17 protein-coding genes and 1 pseudogene are annotated in these 21771 nt (G+C 59.9%); 6 read left to right on the top strand and 12 right to left on the bottom strand.

What is annotated here, in order from left to right; all coding sequences use genetic code 11:
* Window positions 1–370 precede the first annotated feature (370 nt).
* The gene (gene betT / locus SLW74_RS23880; protein WP_410930331.1) at window positions 371–2365 is read left to right on the top strand and encodes a choline transporter BetT; all 1995 of its coding nucleotides are present in this window, start codon (window positions 371–373) and stop codon (window positions 2363–2365) included.
* Window positions 2366–2475: 110 nt separating this feature from the next.
* Here betT and SLW74_RS23885 read toward each other — a convergent pair.
* Window positions 2476–2619 (bottom strand): annotated as a pseudogene (locus SLW74_RS23885) (SDR family oxidoreductase); the annotation flags it as partial.
* A gap of 152 nt (window positions 2620–2771) precedes the next feature.
* Here SLW74_RS23885 and mgrA point away from each other — a divergent pair.
* On the top strand, window positions 2772–3809 hold the full coding sequence (gene mgrA, locus SLW74_RS23890) for an L-glyceraldehyde 3-phosphate reductase (RefSeq protein WP_410930332.1): 1038 nt from the start codon (window positions 2772–2774) through the stop codon (window positions 3807–3809).
* Window positions 3810–3971: 162 nt separating this feature from the next.
* Here mgrA and SLW74_RS23895 read toward each other — a convergent pair whose 3' ends face one another.
* The 8 genes from SLW74_RS23895 to glnA form a co-directional block, all read right to left on the bottom strand.
* Window positions 3972–5711, bottom strand: coding sequence for an amidase (locus SLW74_RS23895; RefSeq protein WP_410930333.1), 1740 nt, complete (start codon window positions 5709–5711; stop codon window positions 3972–3974).
* An 88-nt stretch (window positions 5712–5799) separates the two neighbouring features.
* Window positions 5800–7236 (bottom strand): nitrogen regulation protein NR(I), encoded by a 1437-nt coding sequence (ntrC, locus tag SLW74_RS23900; RefSeq protein ID WP_065991040.1) that lies wholly within the window; start codon window positions 7234–7236, stop codon window positions 5800–5802.
* On the bottom strand, window positions 7233–8318 hold the full coding sequence (glnL, locus tag SLW74_RS23905; RefSeq protein WP_065991042.1) for a nitrogen regulation protein NR(II): 1086 nt from the start codon (window positions 8316–8318) through the stop codon (window positions 7233–7235). The genes ntrC and glnL overlap by 4 nt, the downstream gene beginning before the upstream one ends.
* 303 nt (window positions 8319–8621) lie before the next feature.
* Window positions 8622–9266, bottom strand: a complete 645-nt coding sequence (locus SLW74_RS23910; RefSeq protein WP_410930334.1) for a DUF4124 domain-containing protein — start codon at window positions 9264–9266, stop codon at window positions 8622–8624.
* A complete protein-coding gene (locus SLW74_RS23915; RefSeq protein WP_410930335.1) occupies window positions 9250–9780 on the bottom strand; it encodes a DUF4124 domain-containing protein in 531 nt (176 codons plus the stop codon). The genes SLW74_RS23910 and SLW74_RS23915 overlap by 17 nt, the downstream gene beginning before the upstream one ends.
* A gap of 127 nt (window positions 9781–9907) precedes the next feature.
* Complete coding sequence (locus SLW74_RS23920) at window positions 9908–10474, bottom strand: chorismate mutase (RefSeq protein ID WP_410930336.1); 567 nt, start codon at window positions 10472–10474, stop codon at window positions 9908–9910.
* Window positions 10475–10502: 28 nt separating this feature from the next.
* Window positions 10503–10952 (bottom strand): cupin domain-containing protein, encoded by a 450-nt coding sequence (locus tag SLW74_RS23925; RefSeq protein ID WP_410930337.1) that lies wholly within the window; start codon window positions 10950–10952, stop codon window positions 10503–10505.
* A 167-nt stretch (window positions 10953–11119) separates the two neighbouring features.
* Complete coding sequence (gene glnA / locus SLW74_RS23930; RefSeq protein WP_037018763.1) at window positions 11120–12526, bottom strand: glutamate--ammonia ligase; 1407 nt, start codon at window positions 12524–12526, stop codon at window positions 11120–11122.
* 332 nt (window positions 12527–12858) lie between these two features.
* Here glnA and thiI point away from each other — a divergent pair, with 332 nt between their 5' ends.
* Together thiI and typA are read left to right on the top strand one after the other, a co-directional pair.
* Complete coding sequence (gene thiI / locus SLW74_RS23935) at window positions 12859–14313, top strand: tRNA uracil 4-sulfurtransferase ThiI (protein WP_410930338.1); 1455 nt, start codon at window positions 12859–12861, stop codon at window positions 14311–14313.
* A 140-nt stretch (window positions 14314–14453) separates the two neighbouring features.
* On the top strand, window positions 14454–16274 hold the full coding sequence (typA, locus tag SLW74_RS23940; RefSeq protein WP_065991054.1) for a translational GTPase TypA: 1821 nt from the start codon (window positions 14454–14456) through the stop codon (window positions 16272–16274).
* Between the two features lie 207 nt (window positions 16275–16481).
* Here the strand turns inward: typA and SLW74_RS23945 are convergent, their stop codons facing one another.
* The 3 genes from SLW74_RS23945 to SLW74_RS23955 form a co-directional block, all read right to left on the bottom strand.
* Window positions 16482–16937, bottom strand: a complete 456-nt coding sequence (locus SLW74_RS23945; RefSeq protein ID WP_065991059.1) for a YkgJ family cysteine cluster protein — start codon at window positions 16935–16937, stop codon at window positions 16482–16484.
* 121 nt (window positions 16938–17058) lie between these two features.
* A complete protein-coding gene (locus SLW74_RS23950) occupies window positions 17059–18444 on the bottom strand; it encodes a GTPase/DUF3482 domain-containing protein (protein WP_410930339.1) in 1386 nt (461 codons plus the stop codon).
* Window positions 18437–19816 (bottom strand): DUF2868 domain-containing protein, encoded by a 1380-nt coding sequence (locus SLW74_RS23955; protein WP_410930340.1) that lies wholly within the window; start codon window positions 19814–19816, stop codon window positions 18437–18439. The genes SLW74_RS23950 and SLW74_RS23955 overlap by 8 nt, the downstream gene beginning before the upstream one ends.
* A 132-nt stretch (window positions 19817–19948) precedes the next feature.
* Between SLW74_RS23955 and SLW74_RS23960 the strand changes: the two genes are divergently transcribed.
* Window positions 19949–20461, top strand: a complete 513-nt coding sequence (locus SLW74_RS23960) for a dihydrofolate reductase (RefSeq protein WP_410930341.1) — start codon at window positions 19949–19951, stop codon at window positions 20459–20461.
* A 216-nt stretch (window positions 20462–20677) separates the two neighbouring features.
* The gene (locus SLW74_RS23965) at window positions 20678–21733 is read left to right on the top strand and encodes a haloacid dehalogenase-like hydrolase (RefSeq protein WP_410930342.1); all 1056 of its coding nucleotides are present in this window, start codon (window positions 20678–20680) and stop codon (window positions 21731–21733) included.
* Window positions 21734–21771 lie beyond the last annotated feature (38 nt).

A 21771-nucleotide genomic window follows, 5' to 3' on the forward strand; every position in this document is an offset into this window, starting at 1 on the left:
TGCTTCCTCGAACAGGCCTTATACATAGATGCAACCGGGTAGCAGTGTTCGAAAAGCAGGTTGAATGTGGGGGCGAGTCCATACATAGGACCGGCTTTAGCCGGGAAGACGGCGGGTGTCACTCCGCAATTTCTTCAGCGCTTTAAAAACCCTCCCGAACCCACGGAACGAAAGGCTTTCGTCGTCCGTCCTACCCTCGCCTGAGAGAGCGTCACGCCACTGTGCATTAGTCTCCAGCCGTGTTTTCGTGTTTTAATTGAACGTTCAATCAAGTTAAACCGGTGGTTCGCTGCCCGCTGATCTCAGGAGGCCTACCTTTGCCGCATACACGTTGCATGATCAATCCCCTCGCCCGCGCGGCGGTACTCATATGAATAATTCGAGCGCTCCGAACAGCTCGGCTGTTCGCATGAACGGCCCTGTTTTCTACTTTGCCGCCAGCTTCATCCTGATCTTCGGACTGGTCGTGATCGGTTTCCCGGAAGCCTCGGGTGCCTGGTTGCTTGCCGCGCAGAACTGGGCCGCCAATACCGTTGGCTGGTACTACATGCTGGCCATGACCCTGTATCTGCTGTTCGTGGTTGTTACCGCGATTTCAGGCTACGGCAAGATCAAGCTTGGCGCGGACCACGACGAACCCGAGTTCAGCTACCTGTCCTGGGCCGGCATGCTGTTCGCCGCAGGGATCAGCATCACGCTGTTCTTCTTCTGTGTGTCCGAACCGCTGACCCACATGCTGACGCCGCCACAGGGCGAAGGCGGGACCACTCAATCGGCACGTCAGGCCATGCAGTTGCTGTTTCTGCACTGGGGCTTGCACGGTTGGGGCGTGTTCGCGTTCGTCGGCATGGCACTGGCTTACTTCGCGTATCGCCATAACCTGCCGCTGGCGTTGCGTTCAGCGCTGTATCCGCTGATCGGCAAGCGCATCAATGGCCCGATCGGCTATGCGGTCGACGGCTTCGGCATCATCGCCACCATCTTCGGCCTCGGCGCCGACATGGGCTTTGGCGTCCTGCACCTGAACTCCGGGCTGGACTACCTGTTCAACGTGCCGCACACCCAATGGATTCAGGTGGGTTTGATCACCCTGATGATGGGCGCGGCAATCCTCGTAGCCATCGCGGGCGTGGACAAAGGCGTGCGCGTCATGTCCGACATCAACATGCTGCTGGCCTGCGCGCTGCTGCTGTTCGTGTTGTTTGCCGGGCCCACGCAACACCTGCTCAATACCCTGGTGCAGAACATCGGTGATTACCTCGGCGCACTGCCGGTCAAGAGCTTCGACGTGTATGCGTACGACGGCCCGAGTGACTGGCTGGGCGGCTGGACCGTGTTTTATTGGGCGTGGTGGATTGCCTGGTCGCCGTTCGTCGGGCTGTTCATTGCGCGTATCTCCCGTGGCCGCACCATTCGTGAATTCGTCTGTGGCGTGTTGCTGATTCCGCTGGGTTTCACCCTGGCCTGGATGTCGATCTTCGGTAACAGCGCCATCGACTTGGTGCTGAACCACGGCATGGCGGCCTTGGGCCAATCGGCTATCGACGATCCGTCGATGACCCTGTACCTGATGTTGCAGACGTACCCGTGGAGCCGGACGGTCATTGCCGTGACGGTGTTCATCAGCTTCGTGTTCTTCGTGACCTCGGCCGACTCCGGCACCGTGGTGCTGTCGACACTGTCCGCCAAGGGCGGCAGCCCGGACGAAGACGGCCCGAAATGGCTGCGCGTGTTCTGGGGCGTGATGACCGCGCTGATCACCAGCGGGTTGCTGTTCTCGGGCAGCATCGATGCGCTGAAGTCAGCGGTGGTGCTGACCTCGCTGCCGTTCTCCTTGATTCTGCTGCTGATGATGTGGGGGCTGCACAAGGCGTTCTATATGGAATCCCAGCGCAAGATCGCCCAGCTGTATTCGCTGGCACCGGTCTCTGGAGCGCGGCGCGGCGGATGGCGTCAGCGTCTGACCCAGGCGGTGGCGTTTCCGTCCCGGGACGAGGTTTACCGCTTCCTCGATCAGACCGTGCGCCCGGCGATTGAAGAAGTGACGGCAGTGTTCGTCGAGAAGGGTCTGACCGTCGTGACTCAGCCGGATCCGGCCAACGACACCGTGGGCCTGGAGATCGGCCACGGTGAAGAGCGTCCGTTCGTGTACCAGGTGACCATGCGTGGCTACTTCACGCCGTCCTTTGCGCGCGGCGGCATGGGCTCCAAGCAGCTCAACAACCGCCGTTACTACCGTGCCGAAGTGCACCTGAGCGAAGGCAGTCAGGACTACGACCTGGTGGGCTACACCAAGGAACAGGTGATCAACGACATCCTCGACCAGTACGAGCGCCACATGCAGTTCCTGCACCTGGTGCGTTGAGGCTGTTTCGTTTGTAGAAACACGCGTGCCCGCGACGGCGTCGTGCCAGTCCCTCTAACCGGGGGCTGCCACGAAATCTTCGCGGGCACGCGCGCTTCTACCGCCCGGTTTTACGCCAGGCCACCATTCGCCCGCAGCACTTGACCATACACCCAGCCTGAATCCGGGCCGGCAAGAAAGGGCACGACGCTGGCGATATCTTCCGGCTGTCCCAGCCGTTGCAGCGGCGGCATGTTGGCGAAGTGCTGGATCTGCTAAGCGAACAATTGAATGCGCATCGCCGCCTGTCTGCGCAGAAGGGGTGGCATTCGTCCACTCGCTTGAACCCCCTCGTCGCACGCAAATCCGAGTAATCTCACGGGTTTGGTTATGTGACCTGACTTCCATACAAGAAAGAGAGGACTGGATGACTTACATCGCTGCCGAAAACCGTTATGAACGCATTCCCTATCGTCGCGTAGGCCGTAGCGGCCTGGTGTTGCCAGCGCTCTCCATGGGGCTGTGGCACAACTTCGGCGACAGCACGCCGATGGACACCCAGCGCGCGATGCTGCGCACGGCCCTCGATCTGGGTATCAACCACTTCGACCTCGCCAACAACTATGGCCCGCCCTACGGCAGTGCCGAGATCAATTTCGGCCGCCTGCTCAAAGAAGACTTCAAGCAGTACCGGGACGAGTTGATCATCTCCAGCAAAGCCGGCTGGGACATGTGGCCGGGGCCTTACGGTCAGGGCGGCGGATCGCGCAAGTACGTGCTCGCCAGCCTCGACCAGAGCCTGCAGCGCATGGGTCTGGACTACGTCGATATTTTCTATTCCCACCGCTTCGACCCGGACACCCCGCTGGAAGAAACCGCCAGCGCACTGGCCACCGCTGTGCAGCAGGGCAAAGCGCTGTATATCGGGATTTCGTCGTATTCAGGCGCCAAAACCCGGGAAATCGCCGGCCTGCTGAAAGAGTGGAAAGTGCCGCTGCTGATTCATCAGCCGGCCTATAACCTGCTCAATCGCTGGGTCGAAAAAGACCTGCTGGACACCACCGAGGAACTCGGCTCGGGCGTTATCGCGTTCACCGCACTGGCCCAGGGGTTGCTCTCGGACAAGTACCTGAACGGCATTCCAAAAGACGCGCGGGTCAACCGTCCCGGTGGCGGCTCGTTGCAGGCGGCGCATTTGTCGGAGCAGAACATCGAGCACGTGCGTGCGCTGAACGAGATCGCCAAGCGTCGCGGCCAGAGCCTGGCGCAGATGGCACTGGCCTGGACGCTGCGCGATCCACGCGTCACCTCCGCACTGATCGGTGCAAGCCGTCCGGAGCAGATCATCGAGAACGTCGGCGCCCTCGACAATCTTGAGTTCAGTCAGGAAGAACTGGCTGAGATCGACCGCTTCGCAGTCGAAGGCGGGATTAACTTGTGGGAAAAGCCTTCGTCGGCGGAGTAAAGGGCTCCCTTCGCTGGGGGCGGGCATAGTTCACCGCCCCCAGAGGTGCCCGCCAGCCCACGGTCAGGTAAAGCTTGCCTGGATCCGGTGCCAACTGTGCCGGAGCGTTGGCCGGGCGCCAGGCGATGACGAAAAAGGGCAGTTCAAGGGCCGGATCGCTGTTCATCGTCGCAGACTGCCTTCTCTGACCAGCGGATCTGTCGAGTTTTCGCGGGTGATTGGCCAGCAGGGCTGTGCACGCGGGGCAGGCGCTCGAAGCTGAGGGTCATCGGGTGCCTGTTGATGGTACTCGGGATGATGCTCCTGATAGTCCAAGGCCGCCTGAACCAGGCATGCATCGCTGAAGCGTGGTCCCCAGAACGCGGCGTTTACCGGCAACTGTCTGGTGATGCCAGTAGTCCCATGGCCGATGGGAAATGTCACCATTGGCCATCCCAGCGCATTGGGCAGATCGTAATAGAGCCGTTGATTTTGCAATCCGGAGGGCTCGCCCAGTCCCATTCGAAACCCCACATTCGCGCCCAATGGCATGACCACCATGAAATCCACGCCCGCTTCATCCAGAGCGTCTTGCCATAAAGCCATTTGCGCGCGACGTCGCTGCTCCGCTTCTATTCGCACTGAGCACGGCATCTGTTCTATGACCGGGTGGGTGAATGCCGTGCCGTAGTAGCGCAGTAGTGTTTCCTTGTCGTCATCGGGTCGACCTGCGGCAAAGTCTTGGACGGCTTGCCAGTAACTTGCTTCGTATTGCTGGCAGTAAGTAGTCGCCATTGCGGGTGTTACAAATATGTTGGGGTTTTCAGTCGTCCACAGGATGGGTCCTGCGTAATAAAGACGGTTCACCTCATCGGCCATGTTTACTCCCTCAAATTCGATCACTCTTGCACCGAGTTGCTGCAACTGCTGTTTGAAGCGCTCAAAAGCCAGTCCATAGTCCGGGTCGTAGGTTTGTCCCGGAGGAGCGTCTGAGGCGGACATCCAGTCAGTCTGCGGCACGCCGATCGTCAGTCCCGTCAGTGGGGTATCCCCCGGACGTGGTGTGGTCGGCATCTGCGGGAACGGCAGCGGCGTGTACAGCGTCTGCGGATCGCCAAGGGGGTCAGGGCCTTGTATCGCGGCAAGAAGGTGAGCGGCGTCCTGTACTGAACGTGCCATCGGACCGACTACATCCCAACCTATGCGCAACGGCATTAAGCCGCCGGTCGATACGTAGCCCAGTGACGGCTTGATGGCGCTGGCACCGTTCGCAGCGGCCGGAATGATCATGGAACCGCCGGCCTCCTCACCAAGCGTTGCGACACACAGCCGAGCGATCGGGGCAATAGCGGATCCGGAGCTTGATCCACCGGGCACTTTGTCCACATCCCAAGCGTTACACCCAAAATCACCGACGGTGCTGCCTGAAAAGCGTGAGCAAATGGTATGACCCAGCACGACAGCCCCCGCAGCGCGCAATCGAGCGACGGCGGTGGCATTGCGAAGTGCGAAATTGGTACTGAATTCTGGTGCGCCATTCTTGCTCTCAAGGCCGACAATGCCTATGGAGTCCTTGACGCCAACGGGTATTCCGCAAAGCATCGGCGCGATGCCACGCGGATCATCCGGATTGTTGATCCATGCATCAGCGTCTTGTGATTGGGCGAGCGCCTGCTCGCGATCAACCCGCACAAACGCGTTATAGCCGCCATTGTCGTTGTAGGTCTCAAACGGGCCATTGAGCTGATCAATGCGCTCAAGATAGGCAAGGGTGATTTGCCGGGAAGTCAGTTCGCCAGTACGCAGCAATGCGGCCATTTCGACGAGCGAATAGTCGACCAGGCGCGCCTGACTTTTGATTTGCCGGCGCTGAAATCGTTGGCCGATGCCCCATTGAAAGGCGTATTGCCAGAATCGGTTCACGTGATTGAGCTCCCTGTCTCAGTGGTCGAGACTTCAGGAGCTAATCACTGTTGCCTTACGGCGTAAACTGTCATAAATGACAGCTCACTCAGGCCTCATCACCCTCGTCATCGTCACCGCCATCGATCTTCATGCCCAATTCCTTGATCTTGCGGGTCAAGGTGTTACGGCCCCAGCCCAGCAGCACGGCAGCGTCGCGACGACGGCCAGCGGTATGCTTGAGCGCGGTCTCGATCATGATGCGTTCGAACGTCGGCACGGCGCTGTCCAGCAGGCTGGATTGGCCGCGCGCCAGCGCTTGATCCGCCCATTGGCGCAGCGCTTGTTCCCAGTTGGTCACCGGGGCAGCGTCCTGCGGCAGGCTCAGCAGTTCAGGCGGCAGATCGCTGACGTGCACTTCTCGGCCTGAAGCCATCACCGTGATCCAGCGGCAGGTGTTTTCCAACTGACGGACGTTGCCCGGCCACGGCAGGTGCTTGAGGTATTCCTCGGTTTCCGCCTTCAATAGCTTGGGCTCAACGGCCAGTTCCTGCGCAGCGCGGCTGAGGAAGTGGCGTGCCAGCGTCGGGATGTCCTCGCGACGGTCGGACATGCGCGGTATGTGAATGCGGATCACGTTCAGGCGGTGAAACAAGTCTTCGCGGAACTTGCCGGCCTGGACCAGGGTTTCCAGATTCTGGTGGGTCGCCGCAATGATGCGCACGTCGACTTTGACCGGCACGTGACCGCCCACCCGGTAGAACTCGCCGTCTGCCAGCACGCGCAGCAGTCGGGTCTGGGTGTCGGCCGGCATGTCGCCGATTTCATCGAGAAACAGGGTGCCGCCGTCGGCCTGCTCGAAACGCCCGCGGCGCAGGTTCGCCGCGCCGGTGAACGCGCCTTTTTCATGGCCGAACAGTTCGGATTCCATCAAGTCTTTCGGAATTGCGGCCATGTTCAGCGCAATGAACGGCGACGCCGACCGTGGGCTGTGTCGGTGCAGGGCGTGGGCAACCAATTCTTTACCGGTCCCGGATTCGCCGTTGATCAACACGGTGATATTGGAGTGGCTCAAGCGGCCGATGGCGCGAAACACTTCCTGCATCGCCGGCGCTTCGCCGATGATTTCTGGCGTGCGGGTCAGGGTAGGCGGAACGGCCAGGCCTTGCTGCTCTTGAGCGTGCTGATTGGCGCGTTTGACCAGAGAAACGGCTTCGTCAACGTCGAACGGCTTGGGCAGGTACTCGAAGGCACCGCCCTGATAGGACGCCACGGCACTGTCGAGGTCCGAATGCGCGGTCATGATGATGACCGGCAGGCGCGGATGCTGTTCGCGAATGCGCGCCAGCAGGTCCAGGCCGCTGGCGCCGGGCATGCGGATATCGGAAATGATCACGTCCGGTTGCTGGCGGGCCAGGCGGCTCATCACACCATCGGCGCTGTCGAAACTTTGCGTGGTCATGCCCTCTTGCTGCAGGGCTTTCTCCAGTACCCAGCGGATGGAACGGTCGTCATCGACGATCCAGACAGTTTCACTACGGCTCATGTCGACGCTGCTCCTTGTTCCAGCGGCAGGAAGATCGAGAATGTTGTATGGCCAGGATGGCTATCACACTCGATCAGCCCCTGGTGCTGACTGATGATGTTCTGGGTAATGGCAAGGCCCAGCCCGGTGCCATCCGGGCGGCCGCTGACCATGGGATAAAAAATGGTTTCTTGCAGCTCCGGCGGAATGCCGGGGCCGTTGTCGATGATTTCGATCTTGCTGACCAGACGATGGCGCACGTGGCCGATGGTGAACTGACGCATGGCGCGCGTGCGCAGGCTGATGCGGCCCAGACGCAGCTCGTTCTGGCTGCTGATCGCCTGCATGGCATTGCGCACGATATTGAGCACCGCCTGAATCATCTGCTCGCGGTCGATCAGTACATCGGGAATGCTCGGGTCGTAGTCGCGCACGAGGGTGATGCATCCCTGACTTTCGGCTTCGACCAGGCTGCACACGCGCTCGAGCACTTCATGCACGTTGGTCATCGCCAGCATCGGCAGCTTGTTCGAGCCGAGCATGCGGTCGACCAGATTACGCAGACGGTCGGCCTCTTCGATGATGACGTTGGTGTAGTCCTTGAGGCTCTCCTCCGGCAGCTCACGTGCCAGCAACTGCGCGGCACCGCGAATCCCGCCCAGGGGGTTCTTGATCTCATGGGCCAGGCCACGCACCAGCATCTTGGTGGTTTCCTGCTTGGACAGCTGAGCCTCCTCCTTGGTGATGCGCAGCAAGCGATCACGGGGATGGACTTCCAGCAGCAGCATCGTCTCGGCCTGGGAAAGGATCGGCGTGACGGCGTAATCAACCGTCAGCGTCTGGCCGGTCAGTGCGGTAAGCATGGCCTCACGCTTGGTAAACGGATGGGCCTGTTCGACTGCCTGACGAAGGGAGCTGAGCGCTTCGGCGGATTCGGTGAACAGCTCGCTGATGAATTGTCCGTGGCTGCGCTGACCGCTGATGGCCAGCAGCATTTCAGCGGCAGGATTCATGTACTCGAGGCGCAGGTCCGAGTTGAGCAGAATCGTGGCAGTGGTCAGGTTGTCGAGTAACAACCGATGCAACGCATCGCTGATAGTCATGAATCCCGGTGACCTCTTTTGGCTCTATGCACACGGTCTGGGCCGTGAGTGCAGGCGCTGATTGGTCTTTGCCAGCGTGTGGAAACCGCTGAAACGTGTGATGTGCTCGCGCATTCATTACAAAATGCAAAAACCAAACCAAGGCTCCGAAAAGAAGCGCGGATTGAGGAATTGCGAGCGTTTTTTGCACGGCAGGCCCGGCGACAGTGCATGAATTCCTGAATGCTGAACCAAAATGGGCTTTTAGAACGAAACATTGTTCAGGTTGCGCACCATAATAGAGCATAGCCAGTCAGGCATGGTTTAGCGGAAAAATGGAAAGAAGCTCGATTCTTCTTCTGGCTTGTCCTTGAGGGGGCATTCGGGGCGCACGCCGTAATCATCCGTTTTGCAAGGCTGTGCGAGCCGCTTCTGCGCCAGAGAGATGCGTATCAGGTGAAAGGGCTGATTGGGGGTTCGCTCCAGCACTCGGCCGTATTGATCGACGATCTCCACGGACAGCTGGTGAGTGCCGCGGTCGATGTTGGTTAGCGGAAACACCGGGCTGCGCTTCGGCTCGCCATAGGGTTTGCTGTCGAGCAGTAACCGGTACAGGTGGTCTGGCTGTAGCTCTGGCTCATTGCTGACGGTGACGTTCAGGTTGCCCTCAATGTCGCGAATCGTGCTGTCAGGTTCCGGCGCCAGAATGCGCAGCAACTGATAATGAAAGATGGGCCCCGCCGCTGGCTTCGGTTTGGATGGCCGACTGGGCGCCTTCGCAGGCTGATCGACCCGGTTGGTCGGCGCAATGTCGACCTTCTTCGCATTGCGGTGAGGTTGGTCGGTGAAGACCCGATTCCCGTCTGCATCGACGTAGGTATACACCTGGGCGAGGGCGGACTGAGTTACGCCGAACAGCAGGCAGAGGGCAAGGGCCAACCGGCAAAAGTGTTTAAGGTCTGCCGACATGAACTCGCTGCACTGTCAGGTTGACCGTCTCGCTTTGCTGGATGGAACGCTGATTGTCCAGCACCTGAACCGAGAAGCTGTGTTCGCCCCGTTCAAGCTCCATCACCTGCAGTCGCGGAATATTGGTGGGCTGGCCGTAGGGCGTGCCGTCCACTATCAACTGCAGCAAATGCCCGGGCTGCAGACGAGGCTCAATGGCCACGCCAACGGTGAACGAGCCGTTGTTGGCACGAAGCGCTTCGTCCTGGGGCAGGTCTTTCAGCGCGAGCACCTGATAGGTGGCAGCGGTTTGCTGGTTCTGGTTCTGGTTCTGCGTCGCGGGCAATGGCGGCGGCACGGCAGGCACGACGGTCTCGACGCTGTTGAGCGGCGGCAGCTCGACAGTCTCGGCTTTGGTGCCGTTCGGCGGCTGGTTGCTGTACGCCGTGTTACCGGAGGCATCGGTGTATTTGTAAATCTGCGCGGCAGCGGGCAGTGCAAACACCAGCAGCAGAAGGGCGAGACATTGACGCATGAACACTCCAGTGCAGCGATCAGGACAACCAACAATGGTGCCGCGCTCAATGCATGGCGCGGCACAGGATCAGCATAGAGGAATACTGATCGACGGTGTCAGTTGAGAAGCGGATCTGCGTGCCTGCTTACTGGCTTGCCGTGATCCGGCAAAGGTCGCCTGCCGCCCGTTGCAACGCGGTCACGATGACCGGATCACTTGTCTGCCGCTGGATTTCCGACTGCACCCAACCCGGGCACTTGGCATCGCTGCGGTAAGGCTGAAACGCCGAGTAACTTTGCATCAACACCGGCAGCAGCGTATCCAGCCGACCCCGGATGCCATCGGTGAGACTGGATTCGGGCTTCTCCGGAGAGTGGCCGGTTTCACGCCACTGCTCGATGCGCGCGTATTGCACCATCTTGTTGGCTTCCATCTGGGCGGTCATGAACTCGCGCACGTCGTCGGCCGCCAGTTTGAATTCACCCGCCCGTGATTCGGCGCTCTGGATCACCTGGCGCTCGCGCTCACTGTCCTGTACCGGCTTGCCGCTGTGCCATTTGCTGCGCGCCACGTCATTGGCGATTTCCAGCCTTTGCTCCATGGCCGCAATAAGCGGCTGAAGTTGCCCAGGAGGCTGCTGAGCAGGCGCCGCGTGAACGCCGGCCGACACCAGGCCGCAGGCCAGGGCGGCGAGTTGGAGCTGTTTGAGCATTGTCATGTCCTCACGTATGACCAAGCGATCACTGTTTAACATTTTGGCTGGAAGAAAGTGGCATTCCCGGTGTTCCGGCGTAAAAAACGACGAGCTCCACGGCGGTGTCTCCCGTCAGGCCTCGGTGCTGCCTGGCGACCATTTCAGGCAGCACATCGCCTGGTTTCAGCTGAATCGACTTGCCGCCTTCGCGGGTTTCTACCGTGAGATTGCCGGACACGACATAGGCCGCATTGGGCATCGGGTGCTCGTGCCATTTGAGGGCGGTGTTGGCGGGGATCTTGATGTTGAGGACCGTCAGCTCAGGGTTGCCGACAGGGTAGGCGTCATAGAGTGTTCCGTCCCAGGAAGTTGAGCTTTTGAGCAGAACGGTGGACTCGACCGTTGAGACTGGAGCGGAGCTGGACGTTTGCGCGGTGGCGCATCCGCCAAGGGCGATCATCGCCAGCAGCAGGCAGGCGGGGGTGATGTTGAGCATGAAAGAAATCCTTGTGCTTGTTGAAGAGCAGAAAGCACAAGGTTGCCGGAAGCATCGTTCCCATCTGCGTTACATATTTATAGCGACTGAACAATACGCGCTCAGTAACAAAAAAGGCCTCCCGAAGGAGGCCTCTTGTTCACGCGGCTTACGCCGGCGCGACTGGATCAGCAGCTGTAGTACAGCTCATATTCCAGTGGGTGTACGAAGGTGCGTACTTTGATTTCTTCTTCGGATTTCAGAGCAATGTAAGCGTCGATGAAGTCGTCGCTGAATACGCCGCCTTTGGTCAGGAACGCACGGCCTTTATCCAGCTCTTCCAGGGCTTCTTTCAGGCTGCCGCAAACTTGTGGGATCTCTTTCGCCTCTTCAGGCGGCAGGTCATACAGGTTTTTGTCAGCAGCATCGCCAGGGTGGATCTTGTTCTGGATGCCGTCCAGGCCTGCCATCAACAGGGCAGCGAATGCCAGGTACGGGTTGGCTGCCGGGTCCGGGAAACGTGCTTCGATACGACGGCCTTTAGGGCTATTGACGTAAGGAATACGGATCGAAGCCGAACGGTTACGAGCCGAGTAGGCCAGCATGACCGGCGCTTCGAAACCTGGAACCAGACGCTTGTACGAGTTGGTTGCCGGGTTGGTGAAGCCGTTCAGGGCCTTGCCGTGTTTGATGATGCCGCCGATGAAGTACAGAGCGGTGTCGGACAGGCCGGCATAACCTTCGCCTGCGAAGGTGTTCTTGCCATCTTTGGAGATGGACATGTGAACGTGCATACCCGAACCGTTATCGCCGTACAGAGGCTTGGGCATGAAGGTAGCGGTGCGGCCGTAAGCGTCGGCAACGTTATGCACGACGTATTTCAAGGTCTGAACTTCGTCAGCCTTTTTAACCAGCGTGTTGAATTTCACGCCGATTTCGTTCTGGCCAGCGGTTGCCACTTCGTGGTGGTGAACTTCGACGACCTGGCCCATTTCTTCCAGAGCGTTGCACATTGCGGTGCGGATTTCGTGGTCGTGGTCGAACGGTGGAACCGGGAAGTAGCCGCCTTTGATACCTGGACGGTGGCCCTTGTTGCCGCCTTCGATGTCAGCGTCGGACATCCACGAACCTTGTTCGGAGTAGATCTTGAACATGGAGCCGGAGATATCGGACTTGAATTTCACTTCGTCGAAGATGAAGAATTCTGGCTCAGGGCCGGCGAATACAGTGTCACCGATGCCGGTCGACTTCAGGTATTCCTCGGCGCGGTGAGCGATGGCGCGTGGGTCGCGATCGTAACCTTGCATGGTCGACGGTTCGATGATGTCGCAAACCAGGATCAGGGTAGGCTCTTCGGTGAACGGATCCAGGACGGCGGTTTCGTCGTCCGGCAGCAGGATCATGTCGGAGGCTTCGATGCCTTTCCAGCCCGAGATGGAGGAACCGTCGAACATTTTGCCGACTTCGAAGAAGTCGTCTTCCAGCGCATCGCGGGCCGGCATGGTCACGTGGTGCTGAGTGCCTTTGGTGTCCGTGAAGCGCAGATCAATCCACTTAACGTCATGATCTTTGATGAGTTGAACCGACTTCGACATGTTGTCCTCCGGGGTGGATTAGGGCCTGAGTAGTAGTGGGCCCTTCAATTTGGGTGATGCCGGGCGCGATACTCGACCAAGGCAACCTGCCTCACAAGGGAGCAATTTGCATGCCAGTGCCCTGTGTTGGGATTTCCTCGGGAATACCTGTCTTTTAGCGTGTTAAACGTCGCATATTCGAAAACAGGCGCACCGTTGTGGTGCAAAGTAATTGTATACAGGGCCGTTTTGGTGCGTGGACGATTGACTGTACGATAACTGGTTAAACCTTGAGCAATTTCCGCTATAATCCGCGCCCCCCTTTTTCGACCGGGACCTAGCGCGCTGTTTTCATGAAATTAATCGTCAAAGTCTTCCCAGAAATCACTATCAAAAGCCGGCCTGTGCGCAAGCGCTTCATCAAACAGCTGGCCAAGAACATCCGTACGGTGCTCCGCGATCTGGACCCGGCGTTGGTGGTGGATGGCGTGTGGGACAACCTTGAGGTCGAAACCAGGGTCGAGGATGCCAAAGTGCTGCGCGAGATGACCGAGCGGCTGAGCTGCATGCCCGGCATCACGCACTTTCTGCAGGTTGACCAGTATCCGCTGGGCGACATGGAAGACATCTATGAGAAGTGCAAGCTGCACTTCGGCGATGCGATCCCCGGCAAGATATTCGGGGTGCGCTGCAAGCGAGCGGGTCATCACGACTTCAGCTCCATGGACGTCGAGAAGTACGTCGGCAGCAAGCTGCGCCGTGAATGCAACGCCGCCGGCATCTCGCTGAAGGCCCCGGAAGTCGAAGTCAGAATCGAAATCCGCGACCAGCGCCTGTTCGTGATTCACAGCCAGCACAACGGCATGGGCGGTTATCCGCTGGGTTCGCTTGAGCAGACCCTGATCCTGATGTCCGGTGGTTTTGACTCCACCGTGGCCGCGTACCAGATCATGCGTCGTGGCCTGATGAGCCATTTCTGCTTCTTCAACCTGGGCGGACGTGCCCACGAGCTGGGCGTGATGGAAGTCGCGCACTTCATCTGGAAGAAGTACGGCAGCTCCCAGCGCGTGCTGTTTGTCAGCGTACCGTTCGAGGAAGTTCTGGGAGAAATTCTCGGAAAAGTCGATAACAGTCATATGGGCGTAGTATTGAAGCGTATGATGTTGCGCGCCGCGACGAACATTGCCGACCGGCTGGAAATCGACGCGCTGGTCACCGGCGAGGCGATTTCCCAGGTGTCCAGCCAGACGCTGCCCAACCTGTCGGTCATTGATTGCGTGACGGAGAAGCTGGTCTTGCGGCCGCTGATCGCCAGTCACAAGCAGGACATCATTGACCTGGCCGATCAGATCGGCACCGGCGATTTTGCCCGGCACATGCCCGAATACTGCGGGGTGATTTCGGTGAACCCGAAGACCGCTGCCAAGCGCAACCGGGTCGAGTACGAAGAAAAATCGTTCGACATGGCCGTGCTCGAGCGTGCGCTTGAAAACGCTCGTCTGGTACCGATCGATCGCGTGATCGAGGAATTGGGCCAGGACGTTCAGATTGAAGAAGTTGGTCAGGCGCTGGCCGGGCAAGTGGTCATCGACATCCGTCACCCGGATGACGCTGAAGACCGCCCGCTGGCGCTGACTGGCGTTGAAGTACAAACGCTGCCGTTCTTTGCATTGAACAGCCGTTTCAAGGAACTGGATGATACGCGCCAGTACCTGCTCTATTGCGACAAAGGCGTCATGAGTCGCCTGCATGCTCATCATCTGCTCAGTGAGGGGCATGCCAATGTGCGCGTTTATCGACCGAGCTAAGTGCCCGGGGCTGTTTGCCTGTGGCTTGCGTCACCGGCCCCCCGACACCAGTCGTCAGCCGTAACGGCTTTCGCCGGCTCCACCGTTCATAGCTGCCTACAATCAGACAGCTGACCGAATCCTCTGATCGAGATACACAAGTGATCGAAAATCTACGCAACATCGCCATCATTGCTCACGTTGACCACGGTAAAACTACCCTCGTCGACAAGCTCCTGCGCCAGTCCGGCACCCTTGAGCGCAACGAGCTCAACGACGAACGCGTGATGGACTCCAACGACCAAGAAAAAGAACGCGGTATTACCATTCTCGCGAAGAACACCGCGATCAACTGGAATGGCTACCACATCAACATCGTTGACACCCCGGGCCACGCCGACTTCGGCGGTGAAGTAGAGCGCGTGATGTCGATGGTTGACTCCGTTCTGCTGCTGGTCGACGCCCAGGACGGCCCTATGCCGCAAACGCGTTTCGTGACCAAGAAGGCTTTCGAAGCCGGCCTGCGTCCAATCGTCTGCATCAACAAGGTTGACCGTCCAGGCGCGCGTCCGGACTGGGTTCTGGACCAGATCTTCGACCTGTTCGACAACCTCGGTGCTACCGAAGAACAGCTGGACTTCAAAGTCGTCTACGCCTCGGCCCTGAACGGTATTGCCGGTCTGGATCACACCGACATGGCTGAAGACATGACCCCGCTGTACCAGTCAATCGTCGACAACGTCCCTGCGCCAAAGGTTGACCGTGACGGCCCGTTCCAGATGCAGATCTCGGCACTGGACTACAACAGCTTCCTGGGCGTCATCGGTGTTGGCCGTATCGCTCGTGGCCGCGTCAAGCCAAACACTCCGGTTGTTGCGATCGGTGCCGACGGCAAGCGCCGCAACGGCCGTATCCTGAAGCTGATGGGTCACCACGGTCTGCACCGCATCGACGTCGAAGAAGCTGCTGCTGGCGACATCGTTTGCATCAGCGGTATGGAATCGCTGTTCATCTCCGACACTCTGTGCCACCCGGACACAGTGGAAGCGATGAAGCCGCTGACCGTTGACGAACCCACCGTTTCGATGACCTTCCAGGTCAACGACTCGCCGTTCTGCGGTAAAGAAGGCAAATTCGTGACGTCCCGTAACATCAAGGAGCGTCTGGACAAGGAGCTGCTGTACAACGTTGCTCTGCGCGTTGAAGAAGGCGACTCGGCTGACAAGTTCAAGGTCTCCGGCCGTGGTGAGCTGCACTTGTCGGTACTGATCGAAACCATGCGTCGCGAAGGCTTCGAAATGGGTGTCGGTCGTCCTGAAGTGATCATCCGTCAGGTAGACGGCGTGAAGCAGGAACCGTTTGAAAACGTGACCATTGATACCCCGGAAGAATCCCAGGGCAAGGTCATGGAAGAGATGGGTCTGCGTAAGGGCGACCTGACCAACATGGTGCCGGATGGCAAAGGCCGTGTGCGTCTGGAATACAACATCCCTGCTCGTGGCCTGATTGGTTTCCGTAACCAGTTCCTGACCCTGACCAACGGTGCTGGCATCCTGACCTCGATCTTTGACCGCTACGACACCATGAAGTCCGGCGACATGTCCGGTCGTCAGAACGGCGTTCTGGTATCGGTTGAGACCGGCAAGGCACTGACCTATTCCCTGGAAACCCTGCAGGCGCGCGGCAAGCTGTTCGTCGAGCACGGTCAGGAGATCTACAACGGTCAGATCGTTGGCTTGAACAGCCGCGATAACGACATGGGCGTGAACCCAACCAAAGGCAAGAAGCTCGACAACATGCGTGCTTCGGGCAAAGACGAAACCATCGCTCTGGTTCCACCTGTCCGCTTCACCCTGGAACAGGCTCTGGAATTCATCCAGGACGACGAGCTGTGCGAAGTCACCCCTAAGTCGATCCGTCTTCGCAAGAAGATCCTCGACGAAGGCGAGCGTACCCGTGCTGCCAAGAAAGCCAAGGCGTAACTAGCCCCGGCTGAACGAAAACGCCCCCGGTCGAAAGGCCGGGGGCGTTTTTGTTTGTCTGCGTTTTGGTTTGGCCGGTGTCGATGCTGTGAGGGCGATGCCGCTCAATCCGGCCTCTTCCCGGCTAAAGCCGGTCCCACTAAGGTCTGCGCGCCTTTGGTAGGACCGGCTTCAGCCGGGAAGGCGTACGCGAGCACTATAGAAGGTTTAGAACTTCAACGGCACCCGGCCGGAGTTCGAATTCAACGTACCGGTAGCTTCGCGCACGACTTCTTTCGGTTTATAGGCGCAATAACCCGGGCGCGGGCCGATCTTCGGGTGGTTGCGGCAAGTGTCGGGGCGTTTGTCATAGATGGTGCACAGCCGGCTCTTGCGATCCAGGTACAGGCAATCGTTGTTGCTCATGCGCTGGAGGGTGAAGATCCCGGACTTCTGATTGAAGCGCTCGACGATCCCGTCCTTCTGCAAGCGTTTGGCGATGTTCTTCGGGTTATCGCCCTGTTCGAACTCGTCGACGATGCCGATGCGGATCAGGTCCTTGATCTTCACTTCCACAGGGAGCGTGCAGCAACTGGAAACACAGCCTCCGCACATGTAGCTGGAATATTTCTGCCAGGTCTCGATGCGGTCGAGTTCTGCAGCGGCGATCAAGGTGGGTTTCATGCGCGTGTGCTTCCGGGTGTATCGGGCGCGCGATCATACCGGTCCGCGCGCAATTCCCCTATCGCAAAATCGTCGGGGCGACTGTCGGCTGCTGACCGGTAGATCATTGCGGCCGCCCATTTCAGACCAGCACGGTCTTTGCCAAGGCCTCGACTTGCTCCTGCCGCTCGCTCTGGTTCAGCTTTGCGCCAGGATTCAGCGACGACCATTGCGGATGCGCTCGCGCCTTGTGCAGCGCCTCCGGCAGCTTGCCTTCGCGCCAGGTCTTGTCCAGAGGCGCGGTCAGTTTGATACTCTCCATGGCGGCGTGGCCGCGCACTTCCAGCGCTTGCAGCAATTGCCGTTGGCGCAGCGCCAACAGTCGCAGCACGGCATCGTCGACCGTCAGTTCGCGCTGCCCCTTGAATTTGTCCATCAGCCGCCCGCCGTAACTGCGCGCTGTTTGCAGAGCGCCGCCGGCAATCGCGCCGACCAGTGCCGCCGCACCCAGCGTGATGCCGCCCACCAGCAAGTCCACGCCTGCACCTGCCGCCGCGCCCGCAGCAATACCGCCACCCACGCGTACGCCCAGCAATTTCAGGGTTTCGGGATTGAACAGGTCATCCCCCCAGCGGCCATCCATCAACGGCAAATCGCTGGCCGAGGCATCTTCTCGACGAAACGCGTAGAGCTTGAGCAGCGACTCGACGCAACGTTGTTCGCGCTGGCGCACGGCTTTGCGCAGATCGTCGATGGCGGCCTGTACCTGACCGGAATCCGTCGCAACACTTCGGCGGCAGGCAGCGCAGTCCAGCAACAGCTCGGAGATCAGCCTGGCGGCGCTCTGCTTGCGAGCCTCACGCTGGGCCTGCTGGTCTGCGATAAGACGCTCCAGTCTGCCGCGGGAGGTTTCCAGCAGCAGGGCGAGGCTTTTATACAGACGGCGTTCGCCATCTTCGGGCGGTGCAACGCTGTCAAAACGCACCAGCGCGTGCAGGCCGAGACGCGCCAGCGCTTCACGCCAGTCCGGTTCACGCTGCTGCGCACTGCTGACAAAATTGAGCACGGGCAGCAACGGCTTGCCGCAGCTGGCGAGCACGGCCAGCTCGTCGCGGTACTTGGCAAGCACCGGCTCTCGCGCGTCAATCACGTACAGGCCGGCGTCGGAGGCGAGTAGCTGACGAAGCACTTTGGCCTCCTGTTCAAAACGCTGGCGCGCCTCGCTGCCTTCCAGAAAGCGCCCGAGCCGCGCCGGGCCGTCGAGCCGTTCGCCGGGTCGGTCCAGCCGCTCGAGGTAATCAAGCAGGGCGATGGCGTCTTCCAGGCCGGGCGTGTCGTACAGCTCCAGCAGCGCTTCGCCATCCACCGACAACCGCGCGCCTTCGACGTGCCGGGTGGTGCTCGGGCGGTGGGAGACTTCGCCGAAGCCGACGTCGCGGGTGAGCGTGCGCAACAGTGAGGTTTTGCCGACGTTGGTGTGGCCGACCACGGCCAGTTTCAACGGGCGAATTGCGTCCTTGTCAGTCATGCCCGCTCTCCAGCCAGGTCATCGGCGCACTGTCGGTCCAGTGCAGTTCAAGCTGCTGCAGCGCCGTGTGCCAATCCTCCAGTCGGTCGGCGTCCAGCGCCTGTCCGGTGGGGGCCGGCAACAGCCAGATGCGCGTCGCGGTGGCGCAGCGAGCCAACTCGGCAATCAACGCCAGGCTGCCGCGATCCGGCGAGCGACGTGGATCGCAGGCGATGGCAAGACGCGCAGGCGGGTAGCGTGTCAGTTGGTCGAGCAGTGTGCGCCTTGACTCACGGGAGTCGAGAATGCCGGCGTTGACCACGCTGTCGGGAAGCTCGGGCGGCCACGGCTGCTGATTGTCCAGCTCGATGGCGACCAGCAGCGCGCCCTGGCTTTCGCTCGCTGACGGACCGGTGACCACGGTGTGAAGCTCGGGAGGCGCGGCATCGTTAACGCCCAGCCGTTCGCTGCTGGGCATCAAGCGCTCGCGCAGCTCGACGAAACCGGGATGGCTCAGATCCAGTGACAACCCTCGTCGACCCACGCGCCAACGCAGGTAACACAGCATCGTCAGCAGCAAGCGCGGCACAATACCGAACACCACCAGCACGCCGACCAGCCATCCAGCCCAGGCCTGACGGGCGTTTTCGATGGCGAGCGCGTTATCACCGCTGGCGCGGATCATCGACTCTGTGGGGACGCTGAAACCGAGAAGCGAGGGGATTGCTCCCAGGCCTCGGGTCAGGCTGACAAAGGTGTCGCTGCCCAGAATGGTGGTTTCCCAGACGAAGCCGTAGCGCCGCGTCGCCATCAGTAACAGCAGCAGCGTCAGGGCGCTGACCAAGGCGAGCAGCCACAAGCCGTTGACGCAGATACCCAGCACCCAGCGGTTCAGGCGCTTGCGTTGCAGCAGCAATATCAGCGCCGGCGCGAGCTGCGCCGCCTGGGCATCGCGCGCCAGTTTCTCGCTTAGCCACAGCCAGAGGCGACCGAGGCCGGCGGTACTTTCCCCGACGAAGAGCACGCCGATGGCCCAACTCAACAGCAGAATCAGGTTAAGCCCCAGCAGGCTGCCGAGCGCCCAGAACACATTGACGGGCGTCTGGCCGTCGCCCAAGGCAGCGAACGCCAGTCCGGCGCCGCTGACCACCGCGAACACCGCCAGCACGATCAACGCCAGGCGCGCGCCTTGTTTCCAGTGATGCAGCGCCTTGAGCATGCCGTCGCGTTCGGCGAGCCACAGGGCGCGGTGTTTGATCCGGGTTTGCAGGTCGCCCGCCGAGGCGCGTGCGCGGCGGTTGGCTTCTTCGTCTTCGAGCGCGCCGGCGTGTTCTTCACGCAGGCGCACGGCTTCGGTCAGCCAGAGTTCATCAAGGGGAGTCAGTGCAGTCACGCGGCGTCTCGTCGGTAAAGTCGTGGTTGAGCATAACCGGTGTGGCTGCGATCGCGCAGCGAACGGGTATCGGTGCTTGGACCGCGTGGCGAGCGAATGTGCTGGGGCAGGGCGCTCTGATATCCTCGCGCCATGAAAAAACATCTCCCCCTGAGCTTGATCGCCGCACTCGCTGAAAACCGGGTGATCGGCGTCGACAATTCCATGCCCTGGCACTTGCCGGGTGATTTCAAATATTTCAAGGCGACCACGCTGGGCAAGCCGATCATCATGGGTCGCAAGACTTGGGATTCGCTCGGTCGTCCGCTGCCGGGGCGGTTGAATCTGGTGGTCACGCGCCAACAGGATTTGCAGCTTGAGGGCGCCGAGGTCTTCACCTCTCTGGAAGCGGCGGTGCACCGCGCGGAAGAGTGGGCGGCCGAGCAGGGCGTCAGTGAAGTGATGCTGATCGGCGGCGCCCAGCTTTACGGCCAGGCCCTTAAGCACGCTGACCGCCTGTACCTCACCCGCGTGGCGCTGAGTCCCGAAGGCGATGCGTGGTTTCCGGAATTCGATCTGGCGCAGTGGAAACTGGTTTCCGACACGCCAAACCCGGCAGTGGATGACAAGCCTGCGTACAGTTTCGAGGTTTGGGAGCGGGCCTGATATCGCTATCGCGAGCAAGCTCACTCCTACAGGGGAATGCGGTCAACTGTGGGAGTGAGCAGCCCAACGCTGTCACAAAAATGTCGTTTTCATGTCATCTGTCGTGAATGGCGATCGGGGTGACGCCATCAGAACAGACGTTGTCGCTGACGCATCCAAACAGTCATGGCTTTTTGTTACGGTCCTCCTCGAACCAAAAAAGGGGAGGGGATCACCATGAAATTCGTACCAACATTATTGGCCACCGCGCTGTGTCTGGGTCTGGCCGGACAAGCACTCGCCACCGAACTGACCCACTGGCCTGCGCCTGCCGCCAAGCAGCTCAACGCCATGATTGCGGCAAACGCCAACAAAGGTAATTTCGCCGTTTTCGACATGGACAACACCAGCTACCGCTACGACCTGGAAGAGTCGCTGCTGCCGTTCATGGAAAACAAGGGGCTGATCACCCGCGACACACTCGATCCTTCCCTCAAGCTCATCCCGTTCAAGGACACCGCTGACCACAAGGAAAGCCTGTTCAGCTACTACTACCGGCTTTGCGAAATCGACGACATGGTCTGCTATCCGTGGGTCGCGCAAGTGTTTTCCGGCTTCACCCTCAAAGAGCTCAAAGGCTACGTCGACGAGCTGATGGCCTCGGGCAAGCCGGTGCCGAGTACGTATTACGAAGGCGATGTGGTCAAGACCATCGAAGTGCAGCCGCCCAAGGTCTTCACCGGTCAGGCCGAGCTGTACAACAAGCTGATGGAAAACGGTATTGAGGTCTATGTCATGACCGCGGCGTCAGAAGAGCTGGTGCGCATGGTCGCCGCCGATCCCAAATACGGCTACAACGTGAAGCCGCAGAACGTCATCGGGGTGACCACTCTGCTGAAGAACCGCGAGACAGGCGAGCTGACCACCGCCCGCAAGCAGATCACCGCCGGCAAATACGACGAAAAGGCCAACCTCGGTCTTGAGCTGACGCCTTACCTGTGGACCCCGGCGACCTGGATGGCCGGCAAGCAGGCAGCGATTCTGACCTACATCGATCAGTGGAAAAAACCGGTGCTGGTGGGCGGCGACACCCCCACCAGCGATGGCTACATGCTGTTCCACAGCGTCGACGTCAGCAAAGGCGGCGTTCATCTGTGGATCAACCGAAAGGACAAGTACATGACCCAGCTCAACGGCATGATGAAGACCAACGCCGAGGCTCAGGCCAAAGAGGGCTTGCCGGTCACGGCGGACAAGAACTGGGTGATCGTCAAGCCGGACGAGATTCAGTAATCCGTCTCATTGCGCGGCGCGGCGATTTGCCGTGTCGC

The organism is Pseudomonas sp. W5-36, from assembly GCF_046540455.1.
Classification (GTDB): domain Bacteria; phylum Pseudomonadota; class Gammaproteobacteria; order Pseudomonadales; family Pseudomonadaceae; genus Aquipseudomonas; species Aquipseudomonas graminis_B.

What these genes read in the sequence shown, in the direction of transcription:
- betT (WP_410930331.1), top strand. Translation starts at nt 371, where the DNA reads ATGAATAATTCGAGCGCTCCGAACAGCTCGGCTGTTCGCATGAACGGC.
- mgrA (WP_410930332.1), top strand. Translation starts at nt 2,772, where the DNA reads ATGACTTACATCGCTGCCGAAAACCGTTATGAACGCATTCCCTATCGT.
- ntrC (WP_065991040.1), bottom strand. Translation starts at nt 7,236, where the DNA reads ATGAGCCGTAGTGAAACTGTCTGGATCGTCGATGACGACCGTTCCATC.
- glnL (WP_065991042.1), bottom strand. Translation starts at nt 8,318, where the DNA reads ATGACTATCAGCGATGCGTTGCATCGGTTGTTACTCGACAACCTGACC.
- SLW74_RS23910 (WP_410930334.1), bottom strand. Translation starts at nt 9,266, where the DNA reads ATGTCGGCAGACCTTAAACACTTTTGCCGGTTGGCCCTTGCCCTCTGC.
- SLW74_RS23915 (WP_410930335.1), bottom strand. Translation starts at nt 9,780, where the DNA reads ATGCGTCAATGTCTCGCCCTTCTGCTGCTGGTGTTTGCACTGCCCGCT.
- SLW74_RS23920 (WP_410930336.1), bottom strand. Translation starts at nt 10,474, where the DNA reads ATGCTCAAACAGCTCCAACTCGCCGCCCTGGCCTGCGGCCTGGTGTCG.
- SLW74_RS23925 (WP_410930337.1), bottom strand. Translation starts at nt 10,952, where the DNA reads ATGCTCAACATCACCCCCGCCTGCCTGCTGCTGGCGATGATCGCCCTT.
- glnA (WP_037018763.1), bottom strand. Translation starts at nt 12,526, where the DNA reads ATGTCGAAGTCGGTTCAACTCATCAAAGATCATGACGTTAAGTGGATT.
- thiI (WP_410930338.1), top strand. Translation starts at nt 12,859, where the DNA reads ATGAAATTAATCGTCAAAGTCTTCCCAGAAATCACTATCAAAAGCCGG.
- SLW74_RS23945 (WP_065991059.1), bottom strand. Translation starts at nt 16,937, where the DNA reads ATGAAACCCACCTTGATCGCCGCTGCAGAACTCGACCGCATCGAGACC.
- SLW74_RS23950 (WP_410930339.1), bottom strand. Translation starts at nt 18,444, where the DNA reads ATGACTGACAAGGACGCAATTCGCCCGTTGAAACTGGCCGTGGTCGGC.
- SLW74_RS23960 (WP_410930341.1), top strand. Translation starts at nt 19,949, where the DNA reads ATGAAAAAACATCTCCCCCTGAGCTTGATCGCCGCACTCGCTGAAAAC.
- SLW74_RS23965 (WP_410930342.1), top strand. Translation starts at nt 20,678, where the DNA reads ATGAAATTCGTACCAACATTATTGGCCACCGCGCTGTGTCTGGGTCTG.